Origin of the sequence: Flagellimonas ulvae, assembly GCF_049333175.1 — a bacterium.
In the GTDB taxonomy this organism is placed as follows: domain Bacteria; phylum Bacteroidota; class Bacteroidia; order Flavobacteriales; family Flavobacteriaceae; genus Flagellimonas.
This window is the reverse complement of record NZ_CP186325.1, coordinates 3,559,086-3,583,370: the sequence shown is the minus strand read 5'-3', so window position 1 is coordinate 3,583,370 and position 24,285 is coordinate 3,559,086. Positions and strand designations below refer to the sequence as shown.

The window sequence follows — 24,285 nt, the reverse complement described above, 5'->3', positions numbered from 1 at the left end:
CTTATTTTTAATAGTGACACTTTCCACATTCCAGACCACCCATCATAGCAGCGGTCAATTCCTCAACTCCATACTTCTTGGAAAGCTCGGCGTGGATAGCCTCGTAATATTCGTTACCCTCTACCTTTACATTAGTTTCTCTGTGACAGTTGATACACCATCCCATGGTAAGTGGTGAGTACTGATACATAATTTCCATTTCCTCTACAGGACCGTGACATGTCTGACATTCAATTCCAGCAACAGATACGTGCTGAGAGTGATTGAAATAGGCAAAATCAGGTAGGTTATGAATTCTTACCCATTCCACAGGTTGGGACTCACCAGTGTATCTCTGGTTTTCTTCATCCCACCCAACGGCTTTGTATAATTTTTTGATTTCTCCTGTGTAAAACTCGTTGGTATATCCGTTGGCCAAATCTTCAGCACTTGGTCCTTCTGGATTTCCGGTGTATTCATAAATAGATTTATGACAGTTCATACACACATTTAAAGATGGTATACCTGAATGCTTGGATACTCTAGCTGATGAGTGACAATACTTACATTCAATCTTGTTATCGCCAGCGTGTATTTTGTGAGAATAATGGATAGGTTGAATAGGTGCGTATCCCTGGTCTACCCCTACTTGCATCATCCAACCATACGCAAAGTAAGCACTACCCAAAAGCAAGAAGATGACACTTACCAAAACCAAAAATTGATTTTGCGCAAAAGCCTTCCAAAGCGGCAAGCTTTTTTCTGCTTTAGCTTTTTCTAAAACTACGCCATTGGCCTCTGCGATTCTTCTCAATGTATTGTTGACCAATATCAACATGATAACCAAGAGACCAAATACCAAGGCTAGAGCACCAAGAATTATCTCATTGGATATACCTCCTGAACTTTCGGCACCACCACCTTCAGTTGCTGCAACAGCAGTTGCTGCGGGCGCAGGGGGCGGGGCGGCAGTATAGGCCAGAATATCATCTATATCTTGGTTGCTAAGCGTAGGAAACGCCGTCATGGCAGCTTGGTTATACTCTGCATAAATCTTGTTGGCATAAGCATCACCAGAAGCAATCATTCCAGCACTGTTCTTAATCCAAGCATACAACCATTCCTTGTCCAACCCTTCTTCCTCGTAGAGCCTTGTTTCCACATTTGCCAATGCAGGCCCTGTCATTTTTCGATTCAAAGCGTGACAAGCTGCACAATTCTGATTGAACAGCTGTTTCCCTTTGGCGGCATCACCTCCAGCGGCACTGGATTCTTCCACAGCAGTTTCTTCTGCCGCAGCTTCCTCTTGTGCATAAAATGAAGTTGAAAAAAGTAGGAAAGAAAGACCTAAAGCTTTTACTAATAGTTGGCGGTATAAAACCTTTTTCATACTTACGTAATTTCTGTCGAAATTTTTGGTACGGTTTTTTCTACTTTACGGCAATAAAGAGAGAGTTTCTCCGTATTAAAAATTGGACACAAAAGTAAGACATAGCGCGATTTTTTGAAATGTTAAGGGATTTATAAACACTAATTTATAATTATTCTAAATAATATGGTCGCTACTTGTTTAAGTATTAAAAATTTACATTTGTAAGCGTTCTAAATTTTAACAAAAATTCATTTTATGAAAAGTCTAGTGTTTTTAGGGTTTGCAATGGTTTTCAGTGCTACTGTCTGCGCCCAAAATGGTAGTATCACTATTGAACAAGACCCAAAAATAGATCAGTTGTTAAAAGCGTATGCCACTGTCAATTCGAAAGCCGAATTCTATCAAATTCAGGTTGGATTTGGAAGCTATCAGAAGGCTCAAAACCTAAAGACACAAGTTGAACAGGATTTCCCGGATTGGTACTCGAAAATTGAGTTTGAATCCCCTACTTATAGGGTAAGGTTGGGCAAATTCAGAACCCAATTGGAAGCGGAAAGAAAATACTTAGAAGTCCGAAAAAAGTATCCGGACGCCATGCTTTTAAAACCAGAAAAAAAGGAATGAAAATAAAAAAACCCGCAGTTGCGGGTTTTCTTTTTACAATGTTTTCTTTACTGCTACTTCTTGGAAGGCTTCAACAATATCTCCTTCTCTTATATCATTATAGTTTTTGATTTGAAGTCCACAATCGTATCCTTTGGAAACTTCCTTCACATCATCTTTGAATCGTTTCAGAGACGCCAATTCTCCTGTTAGAATGACAACTCCATCTCGAATTAGTCGAATTTGGGAATTTCTGAAAATCTTCCCACTGGTTACCATACATCCTGCAATGGTTCCAATCTTTGAAATCTTGAAAGTTTCACGAATTTCCGCATTACCTGTAATCTCTTCTTTGATTTCAGGAGACAACATTCCTTCCATGGCATCTTTCAAATCATTGATTGCATCATAGATGATGGAGTACATTCGTACGTCTATTTCCTCACGGTCAGCAACGGCTCTTGCATTGCCCATAGGCCTTACATTAAATCCTATGATAATTGCATCCGAAGCACTTGCCAACAGTACATCTGATTCAGTAATTGCTCCAACTGCCTTATGGATAATATTTACTTGTATCTCGTCTGTAGACAATTTCTGGAATGAATCTGTCAATGCCTCAACAGAACCATCCACATCACCTTTAAGAATGATGTTCAGTTCTTTAAAGTCACCTAAAGCAATTCTTCGTCCAATCTCATCCAAGGTAATATGACGTTGCGTACGAACGGATTGTTCTCTTTGCAATTGTGAACGTTTAGCTGCAATTTGTTTCGCTTCCCGCTCATCATCAAGCACATTGAACCTATCGCCGGCTTGAGGCGCACCGTCCAGACCCAGAATAGATACCGGAGTAGCCGGACCTACCTTTTTAATGTTCTTACCACGTTCATCCTGCATGGCTTTTACTTTTCCACTACAGGTACCTGCTAGAACATAATCTCCTATTTGAATGGTTCCAGATTGAACCAAGACTGTGGATACATATCCCCTACCCTTATCCAAAAAGGCTTCCACCACGGTACCAGAGGCCAACCTATCAGGATTGGCTTTGAGCTCCAACAGTTCGGCCTCCAACAATACCTTTTCCAAGAGTTCTTTCACTCCTTGTCCAGTTTTTGCAGATATGTCATGGGACTGTATTTTTCCTCCCCAATCTTCAACCAAAAGGTTCATGGCAGCAAGGCCTTCTTTTATCTTATCTGGATTAGCCGTAGGCTTATCAATCTTATTTATGGCAAATACAATAGGAACACCCGCAGCCTGTGCATGGCTAATTGCTTCTTTGGTCTGCGGCATTATGTCATCATCTGCAGCAACCACGATTATGGCAATATCTGTTACTTGAGCCCCACGTGCACGCATCGCGGTAAACGCCTCGTGACCTGGAGTATCCAAGAACGTGATTTTCTGACCATCTTCCAACATAACCCCATAAGCTCCAATATGCTGTGTAATACCACCACTTTCGCCTGCAATTACGTTTTCCTCTCGGATATAATCCAATAAGGATGTCTTACCGTGGTCTACGTGACCCATTACAGTTACGATAGGTGCCCTTGGTTTCAAATCTTCGGGAGTATCTTCTACTTCCTCAATGGACTCCTCAATTTCAGCGGTAACAAACTCTACCTGATAACCAAACTCATCTGCCACTATGGAGAGTGTTTCTGCGTCCAACCTTTGGTTCATGGTCATCATGATTCCCAAAGACATACAGGCCGAAATAATATCGGTCGTGGAAACATTCATCATCGTAGCCACTTCGTTAACGGTAACAAACTCGGTTACCTTGAGTGTTTTGCTTTCAAGTTCCTGCAACTCGAGGTCTTTCTCGGTCTGTTGCCTATGCTGATCTCTTTTCTCCCTTCGGTATTTTGCTCCTTTTCCTTTACTGGTCTTACCTTGAAGTTTCTCTAAGGTCTCACGAACCTGTTTTTGTACTTCTTCTTCAGTAGGCTCAACTTTTGGAGCATTGCTTCTTTGTCCTCCCCTTCTATTCTGTCCGTTGTTGCCACGATTACCGTTACGGTTCCCAGATTGAGGGCCTGTTTTACTGACAATACGCTTTCTTCGCTTTTTCCGGTCTGTTGCCGAGTTGCCAGAAGAAGCATTGTCTTTATTCTCTTCTTTCTTCTTTTTAGGCCTTTCAAACTTGGACAGGTCAATTTTATCCCCAGTAATTTTAGGCCCAGAAAGTTTTTTGTACTGTGTCTGAATCGTCTCAGGTTCGCCTTGGGGCTCTTCCTCCTTAGCCTTTTCTTCAGTTTTAACTTCCTCTTTCGGGGCTTTCTTTTCAACTACTGGCTGCTCGACCTCTTGAACAACATTTTCCTCTACTTTGACCTTTTCCTCTTGTTTTGGTTCCTCAACCTTTTCTTTTTCTTGGGTCTTTGAAGATTTGTTTTCCAAATCAATCTTACCCACAGTTTTTGGTCCAGAAAGCTCCGCCTTAGCCTTAATAACCTGACTCTCGGCGTTTCTACGTTCCCGCGCTATACGGCGTTCTTCCTGTTCCTGTTCCATTTGGATACGAAGAGCCTCTTTCTCCTTTCGCTTTTCCTCTCCTACTTCTTTGGAGGCGACCTTTTTACTCTTATCCGTTTGGAATTCATCCAACAAGACCTGATACACCTCATCACTGATTTTGGTGGTGGGACGTGCCTCAATATCATATCCTTGTGACGCTAGATGGTCCACGGCCCTATCCAATGAAATGTTCAGTTCTCTTAGAACTTTATTAAGTCGTATTGTTGGGTTTCCTGCCATAAATACTTTTTCCTGCCCTTAAAATTCGGTGCTAATATACTAGTTTAATCTTCAAACTCTTCTTTAAGGATACGAACTACATCATATACTGTTTCATCTTCCAAATCAGTTCGTTTTATCAAATCCTCAACATCTTGCTCCAATACACTTCTTGCTGTATCCAGTCCAATCTTTTTGAACTCTTCAATTACCCAGCCTTCTATCTCATCTGAGAATTCGGTCAACTCCACATCTTCTTCAACACCTTCACGGAATACATCAATTTCATAACCCGTTAATTGACCTGCCAATCTAATGTTATGACCTCCCCTACCGATAGCTTTAGAAACTTCTTCTGGCTTCAAGTAGACCTGAGCTGTTTTCTTTTCATCGTTCAGTTTTACAGATGACACTCGTGCTGGACTTAGAGCTCGTGTTACCATTAACTGCGAATTGTTGGTCCAGTTAATAACATCTATGTTTTCATTCCCCAATTCACGAACAATTCCATGGATTCTTGAACCTTTCATTCCCACACAGGCACCAACCGGGTCAATTCTATCATCATAAGAATCTACAGCAACTTTAGCTTTTTCCCCGGGGATACGAACCGCTTTTTTGATTGTTATCAAGCCATCAAAAACTTCAGGGATTTCTTGGAAGAACAATTGCTCCAAGAATAAAGGAGATGTCCGTGACATAATAATCGCCGGTTTGTTTCCTTTTAATTCAACGCTCTCAATCACCCCTCGTACATTATCTCCTTTTCTAAAAAAGTCAGATGGAATCTGTTTTTCCTTGGGAAGAATGATTTCATTCCCCTCGTCATCCAATAAAATAATGGCCTTATGACGAATATGGTGTACCTCTGCGGTGTAAATTTCCCCTTCAAGGTCTTTAAATTGTTTATATATAGTGGTATTATCGTGCTCATGAATCTTGGAAATAAGATTTTGACGAAGGGCCAAAATAGAACGACGTCCCAAATCCATCAACTTTACTTCCTCGGACACATCTTCCCCCACTTCAAAATCAGGTTCAATTTTTCTTGCCTCTGTCAACGAGATTTCCTCATTGGGTTCTTCAACAGCTCCATCTTCGACAACAATTCTATTCCTCCAAATTTCCAAATCCCCTTTATCAGGGTTGATAATGATATCGAAATTCTCATCAGAACCAAATTTCCGTTTTAGGGCGCTTCGGAAAACTTCTTCCAAAATTGCCATTAGGGTAACCCTATCAATAAACTTATCGTCCTTAAATTCCGAAAAGGATTCGATGAGCGCTAGGTTTTCCATTTTTGAACTACAATTAAAATTTTAATACAACTTTCGCTTCTTCTATGTCAGAAAACACAATATCCTGTTTTTTCTGAACCGTAACTTTTCCCTTACCCACAGGCTTAGCTTCTCTAGCTTTCCATTCAAGGGTAATGTGCGCTTCGGCCACTTGGGCCAGATTCCCCTCAAACTCTCCGCTTGTGGTTCTAACCTTTAATTTTCGACCCAGGTTTTTTTTATATTGTCTCGGTAGGTGAAGTGGCGAAGTGGCTCCTGCAGAGGTCACTTCCAAAGAAAAATCCTCTTCTTCCCTATCCAAGTTATGCTCAATAGCACGGCTAATATTCATACAATCCTTCAAATTTACTCCTTCATCTCCGTCGATAACCACTTTAATCGTGTTATCGCCTCCCACGGTATAGTCTATTAAGAACAAGGATGGATGTTCTTCTAAGGCTTCATTCAATAATGTGGTCACTTTCTCCTTCAACATAGAATCAAGTATAAGTAATAAAAGAGGGGACTAGAAGTCCCCTCATGAATACTATTATCCGTTCAGTGGTGCAAATATAATAATAAAACGTCTTAGTACAAAAAGTTCAAAGCAGTAATATCATTGCTATTGAATTCACCATCCACACCACTGTTAAAACAGGCTAGCATTAGAGATGTGGGGTCGAACCCTGTGGGTGTTCCAGGAATTGGATTGGCTCCAAAAGGGGCCACACCCTCATTGATGTTTTCACCGCAGCTTTGTCTGCTGAACCAATCCGTGTGTCTAAAGCCAACAGAATGTCCAATTTCATGTGTAATTACATGCTCATTGACATTCGTTGAAAATCCGCTCAACCCATAAATTTGTATAAATTTATTAGGATTGCCTCCACTTGGAAAACCAGCTACACCGCCACTTACACCAGGGTTGTTTATAGTGTTGTTGTACACTACCATATCCTTGTCTCCAAAGTCGGTCCCAAAGGTCAAATCAAGTGTTATACTTAAGTTCAAACGATTGTAGTTGTTCACCGCCCACTGTAAAGCAGTACGTTCTTTATTGGACAGTGCAAAAGGGCTGCCCGTATAACCTATAATGGTTAGCGTTCTGGGACTTACCAAGTTGTTGGTGTGATATTGACCTACTGAACGGTCCAAGGAGGCGATGTAATCAAATTGCTCTTTGGAAATGGCAATATCATCTTCAATTCCATAACGTTGCTCCACTGTACCATCAGGTAAATGAAAATCAACAACTTTGATTTCTCCAACATTAAAAAAGTTGCTCTTAAATACATCTGTAACTTCTTCCGTCACCACTAGTTTTGGGGCTTCTGAAACTTCGACGTTCTCGTCAATAGTAGTCTGCGGGGTTTGCTGCGTATCAACGGAGTCTTTGTCACATGCGTTTAGGGCAAAAAGCATGATTAAAGCTCCGGATACCAATTTAATTCGTCTCATAAAATGTAGAATTACGTTAATAAATAGGTTAAAATTCATCAGTAATTTACTACAATTTTTGTTTAATTTAATATTTTGTTAACAACTTGTAATGTTGATTCTACAAAACTCAAGGTTTAAGCGCAGCTTTTTTGGATAAAAATTTAAGATGACGACTAAGCAAAGTGATTTTTAGGTTACAATCATTATTCCCATAACTGTTTATCCTGATAGCATGTTAGAATTGAAACGCAAGAAGCGAAAAGGTTATGGCAGATTAATGGGATTTTGAAAAAATCCATAAAAAAAACTCCCCGATTAGGGAGTTTTAAGGAAAAGTTGTTGGCCTACAAGGACTCGAACCTTGAACGACTGAACCAAAATCAGCTGTGTTACCAATTACACCATAGGCCAGTACTAACTTTTGAGCGTGCAAATTTAAGACAAACTTTTTTTTAGGCAAATATTTTAAGAAGAATCGGTTATAATTCTTGCGTCACCCCTGTGTTAAACCTTTTGCAAAAAGGGGCATGGGTCTGTGTGAGATTTACTAAATTCGCCCCAACTTGGTAAACACCAATTATATGTTTGCAAAAGACTTCAAAAAATGGGATACCCTCCTAGGTTGGGTTTCCTTCGCTATAGCCTTTATTGTTTATGCCCTTACCATAGAACCTACTGGAAGTTTTTGGGATGCTGGTGAATACATAAGCACCTCAGCCAAATTACAAGTGGGGCACCCTCCCGGGGCTCCCTTATTGCAAATGATAGGTGCATTTTTTGCCATGTTCGCTTTTGGCGATACTTCTAAAGTGGCTCTAATGGTGAACTCCGTCTCCATAGTTTCGAGTGCTTTTGCTGTTTTGTTCACTTTTTGGATCATTACCAACATGACCCGTAAAATGGTCGTGAAGAAAAAGCCTCTTACCAATAGCAAAGCTATTGCAGTACTGGGAAGTGGTTTGGTCGGCGCACTTACTTTTACTTTTTCAGACAGTTTTTGGTTCAATGCTGTGGAAACTGAAGTATATGCCATGGCCAGTTTCATCATGGCCCTATTGCTATGGCTGGGATTAAAATGGACAGACAGCCTCGAGGAAAACAGGGGTAATAGATGGCTTCTGCTCATCTGCTTTTTGGTAGGTTTCACCTTCGGGATACAATTTATGGGCTTTTTGGCCATTCCTTCAATTGGATTGCTCTACTACTTTAAAAAATATCAGACCACAACTGTCAAAAACTTCCTTTTGGCCAATATTGTGGTAATTACATTTTTGATTTTGGTTTATAAATTCTCCCTAACCTATGTTCTCAAACTATTTGGTTGGAGTGAAGTTTTCTTTATCAATACCATAGGATTACCTTTTAATTCGGGCACCATAATTATGGGGCTTCTTTTTATCGCCGCCTTTTATTTTGGATTGCGATACACTAGAAAAAATCAATTTTACACAGGTAATACCGTTGTACTTTGCCTGATGTTCTTGATTTTGGGATTCTCTTCTTGGTTGATGCTTCCTATTCGAGCCAATGCCAAAACAGTAGTAAACGAAAACGACCCCTCGGACGCGCGTTCCCTTTTAGCCTACTATAACAGGGAACAATATCCTGGTGTGGAAAGTCCATTCTATGGAGCATACTATTCAGACACCTTTGCACCAGCAGGAGATGATATTGATGACAGACCTAAGTACGAGAAAGATGAAAAGCTGGGCAAGTACGTAATCGTAAACAACTATAAGAACGCTCTTCAGGGGCCAAACGCTAAGCACGTAGGTATTTTGCCCAGATTATGGAGTGATCAACATGCCGAAAACTATATGCGGTATTTTGGCACCTTGGACTTTAGGATAAAATCCGATTACATTTCAAATAATGAGCTGAGAGAAGCTGTGGCGCAGTTCAAAGCAGCGCATGCGCAAGGCGAATTGGATACAGATCAATACATTCGCTTTTTACGGGACTTCAGCGAATATATTGAAGTAGAACCTCCTTCCCTTTGGCAGAACATTAAATATCTTTTCGAGTTCCAGTTTGGGTATATGTATACGCGTTACTTTATGTGGAACTTTGTTGGACGGCAAAATGATGTACAAGGCCGCTACGATGGCAACGGAAATTGGTTGAGCGGCATTGGTTTTGTGGACAGCCTTCGTTTGGGCAGTCAGAAGAATTTACCAAGCGATTGGGAAAACAACAAAGCTAGAAACACCTATTTTTTCCTCCCGCTTATTCTGGGCATCATAGGGATTGTGTTTCAAATTTCACGGAATTCAAAACAGTTTTGGGTCTTGTTTGTGTTTTTTATGTTCACGGGGATTGCTATACAATTTTATACTAACCCCTATATTTTCCAACCTAGGGAAAGAGATTATTCCCTGGTAGGTTCTTTCTTTATATTCTGTATTTGGATTGGTCTGGGTGTATATGGATTGTTTGATGAATTTAGAAAACTCCTTTCCGCAAAGATTGCAGCTCCCGCGATAACCGCGATATGTTTACTTGCCGTTCCTCTTCTTATGGGCTTTCAGAATTGGGATGACCATGATCGTTCTGGAAGATATACAGCGCAATCTGCCGCAAAAGCGTATTTGGATTCTTGCCAAGAAGATGCAGGCGCTATCCTTTTCACTATAGGCGACAATGACACTTTTCCTTTATGGTATGCACAGGAAATCGAAGGATATCGGACAGATGTTCGGATTGTGAACACCAGTCTCTTTGCAACGGATTGGTACATTGACCAAATGAAACGCAAGGCATATGAAAGCGAGCCGATTCCATCTCAGCTAACACACGACAAATACCATTATGGAGCCCGAGATGCCATATACCATCAACCTATTACCGACAACCGTTGGAGCATTAAAGATTTTATAAATTGGGTGGGGAGCGATAAACCCCAAACCAAATTAAAATATCTTTTTGAAAAACAGGGAGCTGACTTGAGTCAGTATTCCGAAGGTACTTTAGATATCGTCTACTATCCCACCAATAAAGTCAGAATTCCAGTGAACAAGCAAAACGTTCTGGAAAGTGGTTTGGTCAAGCAAAAAGATGCTGATTTAATTGTGGATTATATCGACATTGACCTTCCGCAAAGTGCACTTCCCAAGAATAGGATTTTGATGCTGGACCTAATCGCCAACAATGATTGGAAAAGGCCCATTTATTTCTCAGGAGGAAGTTTTGATAAGGCCGAATACATATGGATGAAAGATTATCTTCAATTGGATGGTCTTGTTTACAAGCTCGTTCCTATTCGCACCGAGAATCGAAACAGTTTTGAAATGGGAAGGATAGATAGCGACTTGATGTACAATATTGTTAAGAATTGGGAATGGGGCAACTCAGGTAGTACCGATATTTACCATGACCCCCAAACACGTTCTCAAGGGCTTTCCTTTAGAAGTAATCTAGCCCGCCTAACGGAAACTTTGATTGCTCAAAATGAAATAGAGAAAGCTAAAGATGTCATTAACATTGCCATGACCAACTTGCCTTTTGAGTACTTTGGTTTTTATGCCTTTGTTGAACCTTTTGTAGATGGGTATTTCAAGGTAGGGGAAACTGAAAAAGCCAGGGAACTGTATGAAAAGCTCAGAAAAGTGTATCAAGAACGGTTGGATTATTATGCTGCCACACCACTGGACGAACAATATGAAAAGATTGATGATATCCTGTCGGACATGCAGGCATATCGACGTAATATTGATATTCTTATTGAAAACGACGACAGGGACTACGCCGAAAAAGAAACCATAACCTTCAACACTTTTATTGATAAGTTCTCACAATTTGTGGGTGATGAAGAAGATGATTTCTTTGAAGAGCCAACCCCAGACCCTGATATGCTGGATTCCGTTCCATTGGACAGTATAATCACCGTGGACACTATTCCAGACTCCATGCAGTAACCCATTTTTTCACCAGTTTATTTTCCTTCGTTCCCAAGGAAAGCTTAAGCTATTTTGTTCGACTACATCACAATAATAAAATGAAATTTAGTGATGACACTTACAAAAGAACTTACACAAAGACGGGAGAACTCGGCTAAGGCTATCCCACAAGATAAATACCAGGTGATGCAACAGAGCACCCAAAAGCTATTGGATGCAAAGCTTTCCGCCCGTGCAGTTAAAACTGGAGATACACTACCAAACTTCATGCTTCCGGATGAAAGCGGCAATGAAATCACCTTAAATCAAATCCTTCAACAAGACTATTTGATTATATCTTTTTACCGAGGGGGTTGGTGCCCATACTGTAACATGGAACTCCGTGCTTTGCAGCAGTTTTCTGAAGACTTTAAAAACTTCGGTGCCAACCTTGTAGCCATTTCCCCTGAAACTCCAGATAACTCGTTGACCACTTCAGAAAAAAATGAACTCCAATTCAAAATACTAAGTGATATTGACAATCAATATGCCAAGGAATTGAATCTTGCTTTTCAAATGCCCGAAGACTTAAAAGACGTTTATCATTCTTTTGGACTGCATGTAGATGAACACAATGGAAACAGTAATTACGAGCTACCCATGCCGGCAACTTACATTATTGACAAAAACAAAAACGTGATTTATGATTTTGTTCCAGAGGATTATACACAAAGACTTGACCCAAAGGAAATTTTGGAATTTCTGAAAGGTCGTTAAGTATTAAAAAAATTGAATAAGGGCCTGCTTAGCAATGTGCAGGTCTGTTATTTTAGGTGTATTCGTTTAAAATGCCAATAAGCGTGTTGGCATCTTGTTCGCCACTCTGCCGCCAGACCATTTCACCTCTTTTATAAATCATAAGCGTAGGAAGTCCCTTAATGCGGAGTGCTTGCGAAAGTTCTTTGTTCTTGTCAACATCAATTTTAATCACCTTGCCTTTGTCTCCCAATGCTGCGGCAACATCACGAAGAACCGGATGCATGGAGGTCGAGGGCTCGTTCCATTCTGCATAAAAATCCAGCAAAACGGGCACATTCAAATCGATAAGTTCACCAAATTTGGACATAAGCGTACGTTGGGTTTGTAACTCAAAAGTAAGAAATTTTGTTAAAATTAACTTGAACGCAAGCTATACAAGGGCTTCAGCTACGTTAAATTCAAGTTAAAGATTTCTTTCTAAGGGTGATGACAGAAATCTCAGGCCAAATCCCAAACCTTCCTGGGTATCCAATAAATCCAAAACCTCTATTCACATTAATAAACTGTCCCAACTCTTCATAAATTCCAGCCCAGTACTTGTAGCGCCATTTTACCGGACTCCATTTGACCCAACCTGGAATTTCAATTCCAAATTGCATGCCATGGGTATGACCACTTAACGTTAAGTGATAGTGGTAATCATCTTGAATAACTTGCTGTTCCCAATGGGATGGGTCATGGCTCATTAGAATTTTAAAGTCCTTGCCATCTATTCCTTCGACCGCTTTTTTTAGGTCGCCTGCTTTTTTGAACCCCCCTGCGCCCCAGTTTTCAACCCCAACCAAGGCAATCTTGTTCCCATCTTTTTCCAAATAGCGATGTTCGTTCAACAATAATTCAAACCCCATACCCTTTTGCAGATCTTTTAAATCCTGAAGGTTTTGGGCTTTAGCCTCTGGAGAGGGCCATGCCGCATAATCACCATAATCATGATTACCCAAAATCGAATATTTACCGTCTTTCGCCTTGAGTGTTCCAAAAAGTTCCGTCCAAGGCTCCATTTCTTCAGCCTTATTGTTGACCATATCCCCTGTAAAAAGGATTACATCACTTTTTTGTTGATTGATTAAATCAATTCCATAGGCCACCTTATTATAATCATCAAAACTACCGCTGTGCACATCAGAAATTTGGGTTATCTGATATCCATCAAATGCATCGGGCAAATCATCAAACTCCAATGCATATTTCAACACCTTATAATTGTACTTTCCTTTGTACATGCCATAGAGCAAAGCTCCAAAAGGGAGTGCTCCCAAACCTAAAGCCAAAGTGCTTACAAATGCTCTTCTTGAAGGAAGATATGTTTGGTTTTCAGAAATGCCACTTATTCTTCGATATCCCCCTACAAATAATCGGACGATATCTTCCAAAATCATAAAAGACCCGAGCACCAATCCCAAAGCAAAGAATGACATAAAAATCCCTCCAGCAATTGCGGTAGATGGACTCATGGCCGAGCCGGGTTGGTAGGAATTAAGCTTAACTATAAAATATACCCAAGCACCTAAAAACAAAATACCGTAGCCCCATTGAGCCCACGGATTTTTGAACAAGGTTCTAAAGGCCTGGAATCCATAAAAGGCCGAAAAAATGTAAAAAATGGAAAGAACAATAAAAAAGCGTGGCATGCCAATTTTTTTTGCAAAGGTATTTTTTTAAGGTTGTTCTACTTGTATTCTTTAGAAGTTTTTAACCTACCGTAAGAATTAGACGAAAGATCAAAGCTTTTGTTACTGCTGTGCATATTCCAATTGGAGGTTCCAAGATATCTTAGAGGCAAGTTAAAAAAAGGGAGCATTGGGAGTAGTATTTCTTACATTTTACTTTTGGTCAACTCAAAACCCTATGGGCAATCGCCTCTTGCTGCCAAGAATGAATTGACACATACTTCTACCAACATATTGCTATATTTAGTCGGGTTTAAAACAAATAGCCTACGTTCATTTGATTATCAATAAACAGAGTAAAAAAACTATGTCTGAACAAATTGAAACCAAATCCCAAGAGAAAAGTTGGTTAAACCGTTTAAAGGAAGAAAGCTGGGAAGCTGAACTATTGGTTTCTGCAGTTGCCATCTTTGCTATTTTGAAGAGTTTTGGAGCTATCGACTGGCTGGTCATCGAATTCATAGATAATCTAGACCCCTCACAATATTTGATTGGCTATGCAGTGGTAGTCTGCGGTTATTTGGCTGTAGGTGTTCTTGCATGCATGTTTATTATCCATTTTGCATTAAGAGCGTATTGGATAGGACTGGTGGGCTTGAACTCGGTCTTTCCAGACTATAGTCTGAAGGACAGTGTTTATTCATCTATTTATACCGAAAAGCTGCTTCAAATTCTTCCAAAGCTTCCAAAGACCATAGCCAAGGTGGATGAATTGTGCAGTGTGATTTTTTCAGCCGCATTTTCCTTAATGATGATTTATCTCTACTTCACATTGGTAGCCACACTCTACTTGATTATTTTCAATCTGCTCAAAGACCTTGTCCCTTATTGGATTTTGCTAATTCCAGCTTACATTATCGGATTGATATTTATAATTGGTGTTCTAATTAGTATCCCAGCGAACATGAAAAGGAATCACCAAAAAAAAAGATTACAACATGTTTTCTTTGTGTATTCCAGCTTTGGAAACAAACTATTATATGGCCCTTTGTATAAAAACATCATGCAGATATTCATGATCTTCGGGTCTAACTTTAAGAGGAAAAAGAGTTTGGTTCGCTTGGTCATTGTGATGTCTTTGGCAGGAGTATGTTTTGGTGGAATTCGTATGGGGCAATCAAATTACGGATATCTAATTGTGGGGCTAGAAAACACGGATACTACAAGAATCGAGAATTCTTATTATGCCACTACGAATACTTCTGACTTTCTTCTAACTCCAGAAATTCAATCGGACATTATTGATTCAAAAGGCATAAAGTTGTTCGTTCCCATTATGGAGCATGAAATTAGAAATCTTTCACAGGCTTGTGACTTAAAAGAGTATCCAAGATTTAAAAAATTACCTGATAACGAACGTCAACAAAAAAGACAGGAATACCTTGATTGCTATCAAAAAAAACATATAATCAGAATCGACGAAAAAGTTATACCTACAGAATTCATAAAAGCAGACCATCCTGTAACACAGCAATTTGGCATAATAACTTACATGAATACAGCTGATATTAAAAAAGGAATGCACATGCTCCAGATAGAGAAAACACTATCTGATACGAAAAAGTTAATATGGAAAATCCCATTTTTCATTGTCGAAACAAAATAGTTCCTTTTCCACATTTTCCCTACTTTTAAAGACTGCCATCTGATAATTATAAACTGACGATTAAATATAGTATGTCTGACCAAAAACGACTTTTTTTACTGGATGCTTACGCCTTGATTTTTAGAGGATATTATGCCTTGATAAAAAATCCAAGAATCAACTCCAAGGGAATGGACACCAGTGCCATTATGGGATTTATGAATTCCCTTTTCGATGTAATCAAACGCGAAAGACCAGATCATTTGGCCGTAGCATTTGATAAGGGTGGTAGTGTAGAACGAACAGAAATGTTCGAGGAATACAAAGCTAACAGGGATGAAACCCCAGAAGCTATAAAAATTGCAGTTCCCTACATCCAATCCATTTTAAATGCCATGAAAATTCCAGTTGTGGAATTGGAAGGCTATGAAGCGGACGACCTTATTGGCACTTTGGCCAAACAAGCTGAAAAGGAAGGATTTAAAACCTTTATGGTCACTCCAGATAAAGATTTTGGGCAGTTAGTCTCCGAAAATATCTTTATGTACCGCCCGGCCAGGATGGGCAATGGTATTGAGATTTGGGGTATTCCCGAGGTGCAGAAACGTTTCGGTGTGGAACGTCCAGAACAGGTCATAGATTACTTGGGCATGATGGGTGATGCCAGTGACAATATTCCAGGATTACCGGGTGTTGGAGATAAAACTGCAAAAAAATTTCTTGCCGATTTTGGTTCTATGGAAGAACTTTTGGCCAATACCGACCAACTAAAAGGTAAAATGAAAGAAAAGGTGGAAGACAATGCTGAACTGGGTCGTCTTTCTAGAAAACTGGCAGAAATCAAAATAGATTGCGATGTTACTTTTGACGCGAAGGATTTTGAAATGTGCCCACCTGACAGTCCTAAAGTCCAGGAAATTTTCGAGGAATTGGAGTTCCGAAGATTGAAGGAACAATTTATCAAAATCTTTTCGGGTGAAGCCGAGGCAGAGATAAAGGCAAGTGGTGCAAAAGCTTCTGCAGCATTACCTCAAGGTGAGGCAAAAATAGCCGGAAGCGGACAATTTACACTTTTTGGAGGTGATCCTTCAGAAGCGGCCGCAACCGTAAAGGATGAAAATAGCAGAAAAAACGTAAAGGATGTTCAACATTTCTACCAAACCATAGAAAAGGGATTGGGAATGGAACTATTTCTTCAAAAGTTGATGGCACAAACTTCGGTTTGTTTTGATACGGAAACTACATCCCTTAATCCGTTGGAAGCCGAATTGGTAGGTATTGCTTTCAGCTGGGAAGCAGGTAAAGGTTTTTATGTACCCGTTCCAGAAGATAAAGGGGCTGCACAGGAAATCGTGGAACAATTGCGACCCTTTTTTGAATCAGAAGCCATTGAAAAAGTGGGGCAGAACTTAAAATACGACATCAAAGTGATGCAGAACTATGATGTTGAAGTGAAAGGAAAGCTTTTTGATACCATGTTGGCCCACTACCTTATCAACCCAGATATGAGGCACAATATGGACGTGCTTTCTGAAACTTATCTGAACTACACCCCTGTTTCTATAACTGAGCTCATCGGAAAAAAGGGAAAGAATCAATTAAGTATGCGTCAGGTTCCTCTAGATAAACAAACTGAATATGCTACCGAAGATGCAGATATCACATACCAATTGGCGCAACATTTCAGACCAGAGCTCTCCGAAGCTAAAACCGATAAACTTTTCGAAGAGATTGAAGTCCCCTTGCTGCGCGTATTGGCGGACATGGAAAGTGAAGGCATAAATTTGGATGAAGATTACCTTAATGGCCTTTCCACTGAATTGGATGCCGACATCAAAACCTTGGAAAGCAAAATCTACGAACAAGCCGGGGAGCAGTTCAATATTGCCTCTCCCAAACAATTGGGAGAAATACTTTTTGGCAAAATGAAATTGGTGGACAAGCCCAAGAAAACAAAAACAGGTCAATTTTCCACATCGGAAGAAGTGTTGTCCTATCTGGCAAAGGACCATGAAATCATTCAAAACGTGTTGGACTTTAGGGGACTCTCCAAACTAAAAAGCACCTATGTGGATGCTCTGCCCAATGAGGTACAAAAACACAGTGGTCGAGTTCATACAGACTACATGCAAACTGTTGCAGCAACAGGGAGACTGAGTAGCAACAATCCTAATCTGCAAAATATTCCCATTAGAACCGAACGGGGACGTCAAGTGCGGAAAGCCTTTGTACCCAGGGATGAGAACTACGTTTTGTTGGCCGCGGATTATTCCCAAATTGAATTGCGAATCATTGCGGCCTTAAGTGAAGAAGACACCATGATTTCGGCCTTTAAAAACGGAGAGGATATTCATGCTTCAACAGCTTCAAGAGTTTTCAACGTTCCTATTGATGAGGTAACCCGTGAACAACGAAGCAATGCAAAAACCGTGAACTTTGGAATCATTTATGGGGTTTCTGCATTTGGATTGAGCAATCAAACCGATTTAAGTCGTTCTGAGGCCAAAGAACTCATAGATACCTATTACAAGACATATCCAAAGCTTCGCAATTATATGAGCGAACAAGTGGACTTTGCACGCGATAATGGCTACGTGCAGACTGTTTTAGGAAGGAGACGGTATCTTAAAGATATTAATGCAGGGAATCAGGTGGTACGTGGGGCAGCTGAAAGAAATGCCGTTAATGCTCCAATTCAGGGAAGTGCCGCGGATATTATCAAAATCGCGATGATAAATATCCATAAAAAACTTTCCGAAGGAAACTACAAAACTAAAATGTTGCTTCAAGTACATGATGAACTGGTTTTTGACTGCTACAAACCTGAATTGGAAGAAATGAAGACACTCATAAAAACAGAAATGGAAAAGGCCTACGAACTTGCCGTACCCTTAGATGTGGAAGTAGGCATTGGAGAGAATTGGCTCGAGGCCCATTAAAATCAATAGTTATGAGAATTCATCAATCAATTTTAGTTTTAATTGGTATCTACCTTCTAGGTTGTGAACCTAAAAATTTCGTTAACCAAGATGCACTAATGGCATCAATTGAAAAATTCAATAAAGCTTTTTCCGAAGGCGATTTGAACGTTCTCGATTCCATGACCACAGCAAATTATCTGCACACCAACAGCAGCTCCGAGGTTATTGGAAAAAAGGACTGGTTCAACTATTTGGAAAAAAGAAGTAAGCGTCTACAATCTGGGGAAATAGAAGTTTTGGACTATAAATTGGATGAAACCAAGGTTGAGTATCACGGTAATTCAGCTATTGTGACTGGCAAGGTTACCGTGAAGGTTAAGGATAGTCTTGGCTCAAAAGAAAACCAATATCGCATTACCAATCTTTGGGTGTACGAAAATGGTACTTGGAAGAGAGCCGGTTTCCATGATGGAAAAATAAAGTAGAAATAAAAAAGGCGCCCTTTGGGCACCTTTTTCAAGTGTATTACATTTTACTTACCAGCCAAAAGCCAGTTTTAATTTTGACTTTTGTGCTTTCTTCACTTCTCTTTCATTTGCTCCTTCACGGGCATCTTCTTCAAAGTGGGCAAACATTTCCATTGAAAACGGATAAGCCTGCCATACGCTAGGATAATGTTTCAACTTTTTCATGCTTCTTGTTTTAAGATAAATGAGTCGCAAAATTCCCCAAATGCTTACCCTACCAAAACAACAATATTATCCTATTTCTATGCTAAATTACCCGAAAATATAGATTTTAAGAATTTGTTCAGATAAAATGACACAGAAACAATAAAAGAACAGCCTATTTGGAATTATAATTTTCCCCAATCTGGTCTAAAACCTTTAAGAAGGTCTCAAATTCTATCACATCCAGATTTTCTATAGCCTGCTTACGAAGATTTACAGCATAGGGCAATACCAGGTCGATGATTTCTTTACCCTTTAGGGTAAGCTCCAGCTTAAACCGCTTTTGGTCACCCTCAAATCGCGTTTTGGAAATCCAATCCTTACCTTCCAACCGACCAATAATTCGAGAGGTGGTTGCCCGATTGCGGAAATTGGTCCGTACGATTTCCCTCTGTGAGGCTTCATCCCCCAATTCATAAATACGATGCAGAACTACCCACTGCTCAATCGTCATATCCACCCCTAATTCTTCAAAGGTGCGTAGATAGGCATCTTGGATTTTCCGCAACACCAAATCCAGGTGCAGTCCAATTCCTGATATTTTGTCTATTTGATTGAGCATTTTAACTGAATTTTTAGTCCTAAAGACTCTTTGGTAATACAAAAATATGTATTTTTGTTGCACTAACAACAATAATTATATCTCAATAATAAAACGCACACTATGGAAATTTCTACAATCCCTAAAATTCACGATGAAGCCAAAGACTTTATGCCTATAAATGGCACGGATTACATCGAACTATATGTGGGTAATTCAAAGCAAGCCGCACACTTCTACAAAACGGCATTTGGTTTTCAATCCTATGCCTATGCTGGACTAGAGACTGGATTGAAAGACCGAGAAAGCTACGTGGTAATACAGGATAAGATTCGTTTGATATTGACATCTCCTCTAAAAAGTGGTACCGAAATAGGAAAACATATTGACACTCACGGCGATGGTGTAAAAGTAGTTGCTCTTTGGGTGGATGATGCAACCTATGCTTACGAAACTGCAATGGCTCGAGGCGCAAAATCATATATGGAACCCGTTATTGAAGAAGATAAGGACGGCAAGGTAGTTAGAGCGGGTATTTATACGTATGGTGAGACAGTACATATTTTTGTGGAACGTAAGGATTACAACGGCACTTTTCTTCCTGGTTTCGTTAAATGGGAAACACCGTACTACAATCCAGCTCCCGTAGGTTTAAAGTTTGTAGACCATATGGTTGGAAATGTAGGATGGAACAAAATGAACCATTGGGTAGAGTTTTACGAAAAAGTTATGGGCTTTGTAAACATACTTTCATTTGATGACAATGATATCTCTACGGATTATACTGCTTTGATGAGCAAGGTGATGAGCAACGGTAACGGACGCATCAAATTTCCAATCAACGAACCTGCAGAGGGTAAAAAGAAATCACAGGTTGAAGAATATTTGGATTTCTATGAAGGTGAAGGGGTACAGCACATTGCCGTTGCCACTGATGACATTATCAAGACCGTAAAAGAGTTGAGGAGCCGTGGTGTGGAATTCTTAAGGGTACCTGACACTTATTATGAAGCCGTAACTGACAGAGTGGGTAAAATTGATGAAGACATTGCTCCCTTGAAAGAGTTGGGCATCTTGGTAGACCGAGATGACGAAGGGTATTTGTTACAAATCTTTACCCGTCCGGTTGAACCTAGACCAACCATGTTTTTTGAAATCATCCAGAGAAAAGGTGCACAATCCTTTGGAAAAGGTAACTTTAAGGCATTGTTCGAAGCTATTGAGCGAGAGCAGGAACTTAGAGGTACTTTGCATTAATTAAAATAGGATCTTATGCCGATTTATCACCAACTCGGGAAAATTCCGCAAAAGCGACATACCCAATTTGAAAAACCAGACGGTAGTTTGTATTATGAACAACTGTTTGGTACCATTGGTTTTGACGGAATGTCCTCGCTGCTATATCATATCCATCGACCCACTCAGGTAAAAAAAGTAGGTGAACCCATAGATGTGAGTCCAAAAATTGCTGTGGAGAAAAACATTACCTCACGTAAGCTGATTGGTTTTGATGTAAAACCACAAGACGATTTTTTGGATGCAAGAGAACCCCTTTTGGTCAATAGTGACGTACACGTTGGCCTTGCGGCTCCCAGAAAATCATTGACATCCTATTTTTATAAGAATGCAGATGCGGATGAAATGCTTTTTATTCACAAAGGCTCTGGAACCCTAAAAACTTTTGTAGGGGACATTCCTTTTGAATATGGGGATTATCTCATCATTCCAAGGGGAATGATTTACCAAATTGAATTTGATACAGAGGATAACCGCATTTTATATGCTGAGTCTTTCCATCCCATTTACACCCCAAAACGATACCGAAATTGGTTTGGCCAACTTTTGGAGCATTCCCCCTTTTGTGAGAGGGATTACAAATTACCCCAGAATTTGGTGAGTCATGATGAGACGGGAGAGTTTCTAATGAAAATAAAAAAACAAGGCATGCTACACAGCTTGGTGTACGCAACACATCCGTTTGATGTTGTGGGATGGGATGGCTATAATTATCCTTACGGCTTCTCAATTCACAATTTTGAACCCATCACAGGTCGGGTACATCAACCGCCACCTGTGCACCAGACTTTTGAGACCGGTGCATTTGTAATCTGTTCGTTCTGCCCTCGTTTGTATGATTACCATCCAAAGGCCATTCCTGCGCCTTATAACCATTCCAACATAGATTCTGATGAAGTCTTGTATTATGTGGATGGGGATTTTATGAGCAGGAAAGGCATTGGCCCCGGTTACATTTCATTGCATCCCGCTGGAATTCCCCACGGTCCACATCCAGGAACGTATGAAGGAAGCATTGGCAAAAAGGGCACAGAAGAACTAGCAGTAATGATAGACACCTTCAAACCTTTACAAGTTACCGAAAATGCCATGAAGATTGATGATGGTGAATATTATCAATCTTGGTTGGATTAATTAAATCAATTTGTCATTCCCGCGCAGGCGGGAATCCATTTAAAAACAGGTTCCTGCTTTCGCAGGAATGACACACCAAAAACATGATCATAAACATACCTGAAAACTCAGATTTTTCAATCCATAACATTCCTTTCGGAATATTTTCAACCCAAGATAGAAGCCCACGAGCTGGAGTAGCTATTGGAGAGTACATTTTAGATTTAGCAGCTCTGGCTGAACTCAATGTTTTTGATTTCAACACAGCCGTTTTTGAGAAAGACGTATTGAACGATTTTATCTCCTTGGGAAAGGAAATCACTTCCAGGGTAAGAAAAGATATTCAATATTGGCTCAAAGATGATGAATCAGTTCTGGCTGGAAAACCTGAACTTTTTGTCTTACAAAAGGATGCTCAAATGCATATGCCTGTACATGTTGGCGATTACACAGACTTTTATTCTAGTATTGAGCATGCCACAAATGTGGGCAAAATGTTCCGTGACCCGGCAAATGCCCTATTACCTAACTGGAAACACATTCCTGTGGGCTATCATGGTAGAGCAAGTTCCATTGTGGTAAGTGGCGAACCCATCCATCGCCCTAAGGGACAGACCCTACCCAAAGATTCAAGCACGCCAGTTTTTGGTCCTTCACAACGTTTGGACTTTGAATTGGAAATGGGATTCGTCTGTGGAAAAAACACGCAAATGGGAGAATCGGTTTCCACTTCGGATGCTGAGGATTATATTTTCGGACTGGTTTTATTCAATGACTGGTCCGCACGTGATATCCAAAAATGGGAGTATGTGCCATTGGGGCCATTCCTGGCCAAGAATTTTGCTTCTTCCATTTCGCCATGGATAGTGACCTTGGAAGCATTGGAGCCTTTTCGTGTTTCTGGACCAAAGCAAGAACCCAAGGTTTTATCGTATTTGGAATATGAAGGAGACAAGAATTACGAAATTAACTTAGAAGTAGGTATCGCACCTGAAAACAGTGAAGAAACCATTATTTGTAAGAGCAATTTCCAATATATGTACTGGAACATGGCTCAACAATTAGCCCATCATACGGTGAATGGTTGTAATATTAATGTTGGGGATATGATGGCTTCTGGTACCATTTCAGGTAAAAGTGAAGATTCTTATGGATCTATGTTGGAATTGGCTTGGATGGGAACCAAACCGCTCAAAATGAAAGATGGCTCAGAACGAAAGTTCATTAACGACGGAGATACGGTGACCATGCGTGGTTATGCGCAAAAAAGCGATATTCGTGTTGGATTTGGTGAAGTTTCTTCAAAAGTTCTACCCGCAAAATAAAAGTGAAATGTCATTCCGAAGGAGCGAAGTGACGAGGAATCTACAATAGATTTCCCACATTCGTTCGAAATGACATATAAAGGACTAATATGACAAAAACCATAGACCCAACTTCAATTTCACAACAGGACCTTCATGGTATCTTGCTCACAGCCGTGGCGCCCCGCCCCATTTGCTTTGCAAGCACCATCGATGCTTCTGGAAATGTAAATTTGAGCCCGTTCAGCTATTTCAACGTTTTCAGTTCCAATCCGCCAGTACTCATTTTTTCACCAGCTCGAAGTGGGCGGGATAACACCCATAAGCATTCCTATTTAAATGTAAAGGAAGTTCCAGAGGTAGTCATCAATATTGTTAATCACCCCATTGTAGAACAAATGTCCCTTGCAAGCACCGCATATGAACGGGGGGTAAATGAATTCGAAAAAGCAGGACTTACCCAAATCCCGAGTGAAACAGTAAAACCCCCAAGAGTTGGAGAGGCTCCTGTTTCCTTTGAGTGCAAAGTGCAGCAAACCATTGAGCTTGCAGAAGAACCAGGTGCTGGAAACCTAATCATTGCCAAAGTCGAACGCATCCATATTAACGAGGATTATCTAACTGATGGCCTGTTAGACACTAAAAAACTGGATTTAGTGGGAAGAATGGGAGGTAGTTGGTACGTTAAAGCTTCGGGAGAAGCGCTCTTTGAAATTCCCAAACCTATTCGAACCAAAGGTATCGGAGTTGACGCATTGCCCAAAGGGATTCGTGAAAGTGAAGTTTTAACCGGAAATAATCTGGGGCGTCTTGGCAACCTTGAAACTTTACCCAGCCAGGATGATTTGAATTCCATTCAAAAAGATGACGAAGTACAAATGATGATTAAAAAGTTGGGAGGAACATTAGAAAAACTAAAAAGCCAACTGCATTGGTTGGCACAGCGAATTTTAGAGGAAGGAGAAACTACCAAGGCCATGGCCTTGCTAATGTATGCTGAAACCCTATAAC

At 40.2% G+C, this 24,285-nt stretch carries 19 protein-coding genes and 1 tRNA gene; 10 read left to right on the top strand and 10 right to left on the bottom strand.

What is annotated here, in order from left to right:
* Positions 1 to 7: 7 nt before the first annotated feature.
* The gene (locus ACOKFD_RS16760) at positions 8 to 1,369 is read right to left on the bottom strand and encodes a c-type cytochrome (protein ID WP_422858970.1); all 1,362 of its coding nucleotides are present in this window, start codon (positions 1,367 to 1,369) and stop codon (positions 8 to 10) included.
* A gap of 237 nt (positions 1,370 to 1,606) precedes the next feature.
* Between ACOKFD_RS16760 and ACOKFD_RS16755 the strand changes: the two genes are divergently transcribed.
* A complete protein-coding gene (locus ACOKFD_RS16755) occupies positions 1,607 to 1,975 on the top strand; it encodes an SPOR domain-containing protein (protein WP_422858969.1) in 369 nt (122 codons plus the stop codon).
* A 33-nt stretch (positions 1,976 to 2,008) separates the two neighbouring features.
* Here ACOKFD_RS16755 and infB read toward each other — a convergent pair whose 3' ends face one another.
* The 5 genes from infB to ACOKFD_RS16730 all read right to left on the bottom strand — a co-directional run bounded on the left by infB (position 2,009) and on the right by ACOKFD_RS16730 (position 7,830).
* Complete coding sequence (infB, locus tag ACOKFD_RS16750; RefSeq protein ID WP_422858968.1) at positions 2,009 to 4,723, bottom strand: translation initiation factor IF-2; 2,715 nt, start codon at positions 4,721 to 4,723, stop codon at positions 2,009 to 2,011.
* A 44-nt stretch (positions 4,724 to 4,767) separates the two neighbouring features.
* Positions 4,768 to 6,000 carry a transcription termination factor NusA gene (gene nusA / locus ACOKFD_RS16745; RefSeq protein ID WP_298994437.1) on the bottom strand — a complete coding sequence of 411 codons (1,233 nt, stop codon included), beginning with the start codon at positions 5,998 to 6,000 and terminating at the stop codon, positions 4,768 to 4,770.
* A 13-nt stretch (positions 6,001 to 6,013) separates the two neighbouring features.
* Positions 6,014 to 6,475: a ribosome assembly cofactor RimP gene (gene rimP / locus ACOKFD_RS16740; protein ID WP_422858967.1), complete on the bottom strand. Its 462-nt coding sequence runs from the start codon at positions 6,473 to 6,475 to the stop codon at positions 6,014 to 6,016.
* Positions 6,476 to 6,567: 92 nt separating this feature from the next.
* Positions 6,568 to 7,437, bottom strand: a complete 870-nt coding sequence (locus ACOKFD_RS16735) for a M57 family metalloprotease (RefSeq protein ID WP_422858966.1) — start codon at positions 7,435 to 7,437, stop codon at positions 6,568 to 6,570.
* Between the two features lie 321 nt (positions 7,438 to 7,758).
* Positions 7,759 to 7,830 (bottom strand) — tRNA-Gln (locus ACOKFD_RS16730).
* Between the two features lie 170 nt (positions 7,831 to 8,000).
* On the opposite strand from ACOKFD_RS16730, the gene ACOKFD_RS16725 reads away from it, so the two are divergent.
* Both ACOKFD_RS16725 and ACOKFD_RS16720 read left to right on the top strand, forming a co-directional pair.
* Positions 8,001 to 11,333 (top strand): protein O-mannosyl-transferase family, encoded by a 3,333-nt coding sequence (locus ACOKFD_RS16725; protein ID WP_422858965.1) that lies wholly within the window; start codon positions 8,001 to 8,003, stop codon positions 11,331 to 11,333.
* A 93-nt stretch (positions 11,334 to 11,426) separates the two neighbouring features.
* The gene (locus ACOKFD_RS16720; protein ID WP_422858964.1) at positions 11,427 to 12,071 is read left to right on the top strand and encodes a peroxiredoxin-like family protein; all 645 of its coding nucleotides are present in this window, start codon (positions 11,427 to 11,429) and stop codon (positions 12,069 to 12,071) included.
* 52 nt (positions 12,072 to 12,123) lie between these two features.
* Here ACOKFD_RS16720 and ACOKFD_RS16715 read toward each other — a convergent pair whose 3' ends face one another.
* Complete coding sequence (locus ACOKFD_RS16715) at positions 12,124 to 12,420, bottom strand: thioredoxin family protein (protein WP_298994449.1); 297 nt, start codon at positions 12,418 to 12,420, stop codon at positions 12,124 to 12,126.
* Positions 12,421 to 12,511: 91 nt separating this feature from the next.
* Positions 12,512 to 13,744, bottom strand: a complete 1,233-nt coding sequence (locus ACOKFD_RS16710; protein ID WP_422858963.1) for a metallophosphoesterase — start codon at positions 13,742 to 13,744, stop codon at positions 12,512 to 12,514.
* 346 nt (positions 13,745 to 14,090) lie between these two features.
* Here ACOKFD_RS16710 and ACOKFD_RS16705 point away from each other — a divergent pair, with 346 nt between their 5' ends.
* The 3 genes from ACOKFD_RS16705 (at position 14,091) to ACOKFD_RS16695 (ending at position 18,774) form a co-directional block, all read left to right on the top strand.
* Positions 14,091 to 15,389, top strand: a complete 1,299-nt coding sequence (locus ACOKFD_RS16705; RefSeq protein ID WP_422858962.1) for a hypothetical protein — start codon at positions 14,091 to 14,093, stop codon at positions 15,387 to 15,389.
* Positions 15,390 to 15,460: 71 nt separating this feature from the next.
* Positions 15,461 to 18,307: a DNA polymerase I gene (gene polA / locus ACOKFD_RS16700; RefSeq protein WP_422858961.1), complete on the top strand. Its 2,847-nt coding sequence runs from the start codon at positions 15,461 to 15,463 to the stop codon at positions 18,305 to 18,307.
* Positions 18,308 to 18,405: 98 nt separating this feature from the next.
* Positions 18,406 to 18,774, top strand: a complete 369-nt coding sequence (locus ACOKFD_RS16695) for a nuclear transport factor 2 family protein (RefSeq protein ID WP_422858960.1) — start codon at positions 18,406 to 18,408, stop codon at positions 18,772 to 18,774.
* Positions 18,775 to 18,825: 51 nt separating this feature from the next.
* Here the strand turns inward: ACOKFD_RS16695 and ACOKFD_RS16690 are convergent, their stop codons facing one another.
* Positions 18,826 to 18,981, bottom strand: coding sequence for a hypothetical protein (locus tag ACOKFD_RS16690; protein ID WP_422858959.1), 156 nt, complete (start codon positions 18,979 to 18,981; stop codon positions 18,826 to 18,828).
* 154 nt (positions 18,982 to 19,135) lie between these two features.
* The gene (locus ACOKFD_RS16685) at positions 19,136 to 19,582 is read right to left on the bottom strand and encodes a MarR family winged helix-turn-helix transcriptional regulator (RefSeq protein ID WP_422858958.1); all 447 of its coding nucleotides are present in this window, start codon (positions 19,580 to 19,582) and stop codon (positions 19,136 to 19,138) included.
* Positions 19,583 to 19,684: 102 nt separating this feature from the next.
* Here ACOKFD_RS16685 and hppD point away from each other — a divergent pair, with 102 nt between their 5' ends.
* The 4 genes from hppD (at position 19,685) to ACOKFD_RS16665 (ending at position 24,284) form a co-directional block, all read left to right on the top strand.
* Positions 19,685 to 20,818 (top strand): 4-hydroxyphenylpyruvate dioxygenase, encoded by a 1,134-nt coding sequence (gene hppD, locus ACOKFD_RS16680; protein ID WP_422858957.1) that lies wholly within the window; start codon positions 19,685 to 19,687, stop codon positions 20,816 to 20,818.
* Positions 20,819 to 20,833: 15 nt separating this feature from the next.
* Complete coding sequence (locus tag ACOKFD_RS16675) at positions 20,834 to 21,991, top strand: homogentisate 1,2-dioxygenase (RefSeq protein ID WP_422858956.1); 1,158 nt, start codon at positions 20,834 to 20,836, stop codon at positions 21,989 to 21,991.
* A gap of 83 nt (positions 21,992 to 22,074) precedes the next feature.
* Positions 22,075 to 23,295, top strand: coding sequence for a fumarylacetoacetase (fahA, locus tag ACOKFD_RS16670; RefSeq protein ID WP_422858955.1), 1,221 nt, complete (start codon positions 22,075 to 22,077; stop codon positions 23,293 to 23,295).
* Between the two features lie 89 nt (positions 23,296 to 23,384).
* Complete coding sequence (locus ACOKFD_RS16665; protein WP_422858954.1) at positions 23,385 to 24,284, top strand: flavin reductase family protein; 900 nt, start codon at positions 23,385 to 23,387, stop codon at positions 24,282 to 24,284.
* The last annotated feature ends 1 nt before the right edge of the window (position 24,285 follow it).

Bases quoted from the DNA above. Each gene is read 5' to 3' on its own strand.
- ACOKFD_RS16685 (WP_422858958.1), bottom strand. From the start codon at position 19,582: ATGCTCAATCAAATAGACAAAATATCAGGAATTGGACTGCACCTGGAT.
- ACOKFD_RS16755 (WP_422858969.1), top strand. From the start codon at position 1,607: ATGAAAAGTCTAGTGTTTTTAGGGTTTGCAATGGTTTTCAGTGCTACT.
- ACOKFD_RS16760 (WP_422858970.1), bottom strand. From the start codon at position 1,369: ATGAAAAAGGTTTTATACCGCCAACTATTAGTAAAAGCTTTAGGTCTT.
- ACOKFD_RS16715 (WP_298994449.1), bottom strand. From the start codon at position 12,420: ATGTCCAAATTTGGTGAACTTATCGATTTGAATGTGCCCGTTTTGCTG.
- ACOKFD_RS16710 (WP_422858963.1), bottom strand. From the start codon at position 13,744: ATGCCACGCTTTTTTATTGTTCTTTCCATTTTTTACATTTTTTCGGCC.
- ACOKFD_RS16695 (WP_422858960.1), top strand. From the start codon at position 18,406: ATGGCATCAATTGAAAAATTCAATAAAGCTTTTTCCGAAGGCGATTTG.
- ACOKFD_RS16725 (WP_422858965.1), top strand. From the start codon at position 8,001: ATGTTTGCAAAAGACTTCAAAAAATGGGATACCCTCCTAGGTTGGGTT.
- infB (WP_422858968.1), bottom strand. From the start codon at position 4,723: ATGGCAGGAAACCCAACAATACGACTTAATAAAGTTCTAAGAGAACTG.
- ACOKFD_RS16705 (WP_422858962.1), top strand. From the start codon at position 14,091: ATGTCTGAACAAATTGAAACCAAATCCCAAGAGAAAAGTTGGTTAAAC.
- ACOKFD_RS16735 (WP_422858966.1), bottom strand. From the start codon at position 7,437: ATGAGACGAATTAAATTGGTATCCGGAGCTTTAATCATGCTTTTTGCC.
- ACOKFD_RS16690 (WP_422858959.1), bottom strand. From the start codon at position 18,981: ATGAAAAAGTTGAAACATTATCCTAGCGTATGGCAGGCTTATCCGTTT.
- hppD (WP_422858957.1), top strand. From the start codon at position 19,685: ATGGAAATTTCTACAATCCCTAAAATTCACGATGAAGCCAAAGACTTT.
- fahA (WP_422858955.1), top strand. From the start codon at position 22,075: ATGATCATAAACATACCTGAAAACTCAGATTTTTCAATCCATAACATT.
- ACOKFD_RS16720 (WP_422858964.1), top strand. From the start codon at position 11,427: ATGACACTTACAAAAGAACTTACACAAAGACGGGAGAACTCGGCTAAG.
- rimP (WP_422858967.1), bottom strand. From the start codon at position 6,475: ATGTTGAAGGAGAAAGTGACCACATTATTGAATGAAGCCTTAGAAGAA.
- ACOKFD_RS16675 (WP_422858956.1), top strand. From the start codon at position 20,834: ATGCCGATTTATCACCAACTCGGGAAAATTCCGCAAAAGCGACATACC.
- nusA (WP_298994437.1), bottom strand. From the start codon at position 6,000: ATGGAAAACCTAGCGCTCATCGAATCCTTTTCGGAATTTAAGGACGAT.
- polA (WP_422858961.1), top strand. From the start codon at position 15,461: ATGTCTGACCAAAAACGACTTTTTTTACTGGATGCTTACGCCTTGATT.
- ACOKFD_RS16665 (WP_422858954.1), top strand. From the start codon at position 23,385: ATGACAAAAACCATAGACCCAACTTCAATTTCACAACAGGACCTTCAT.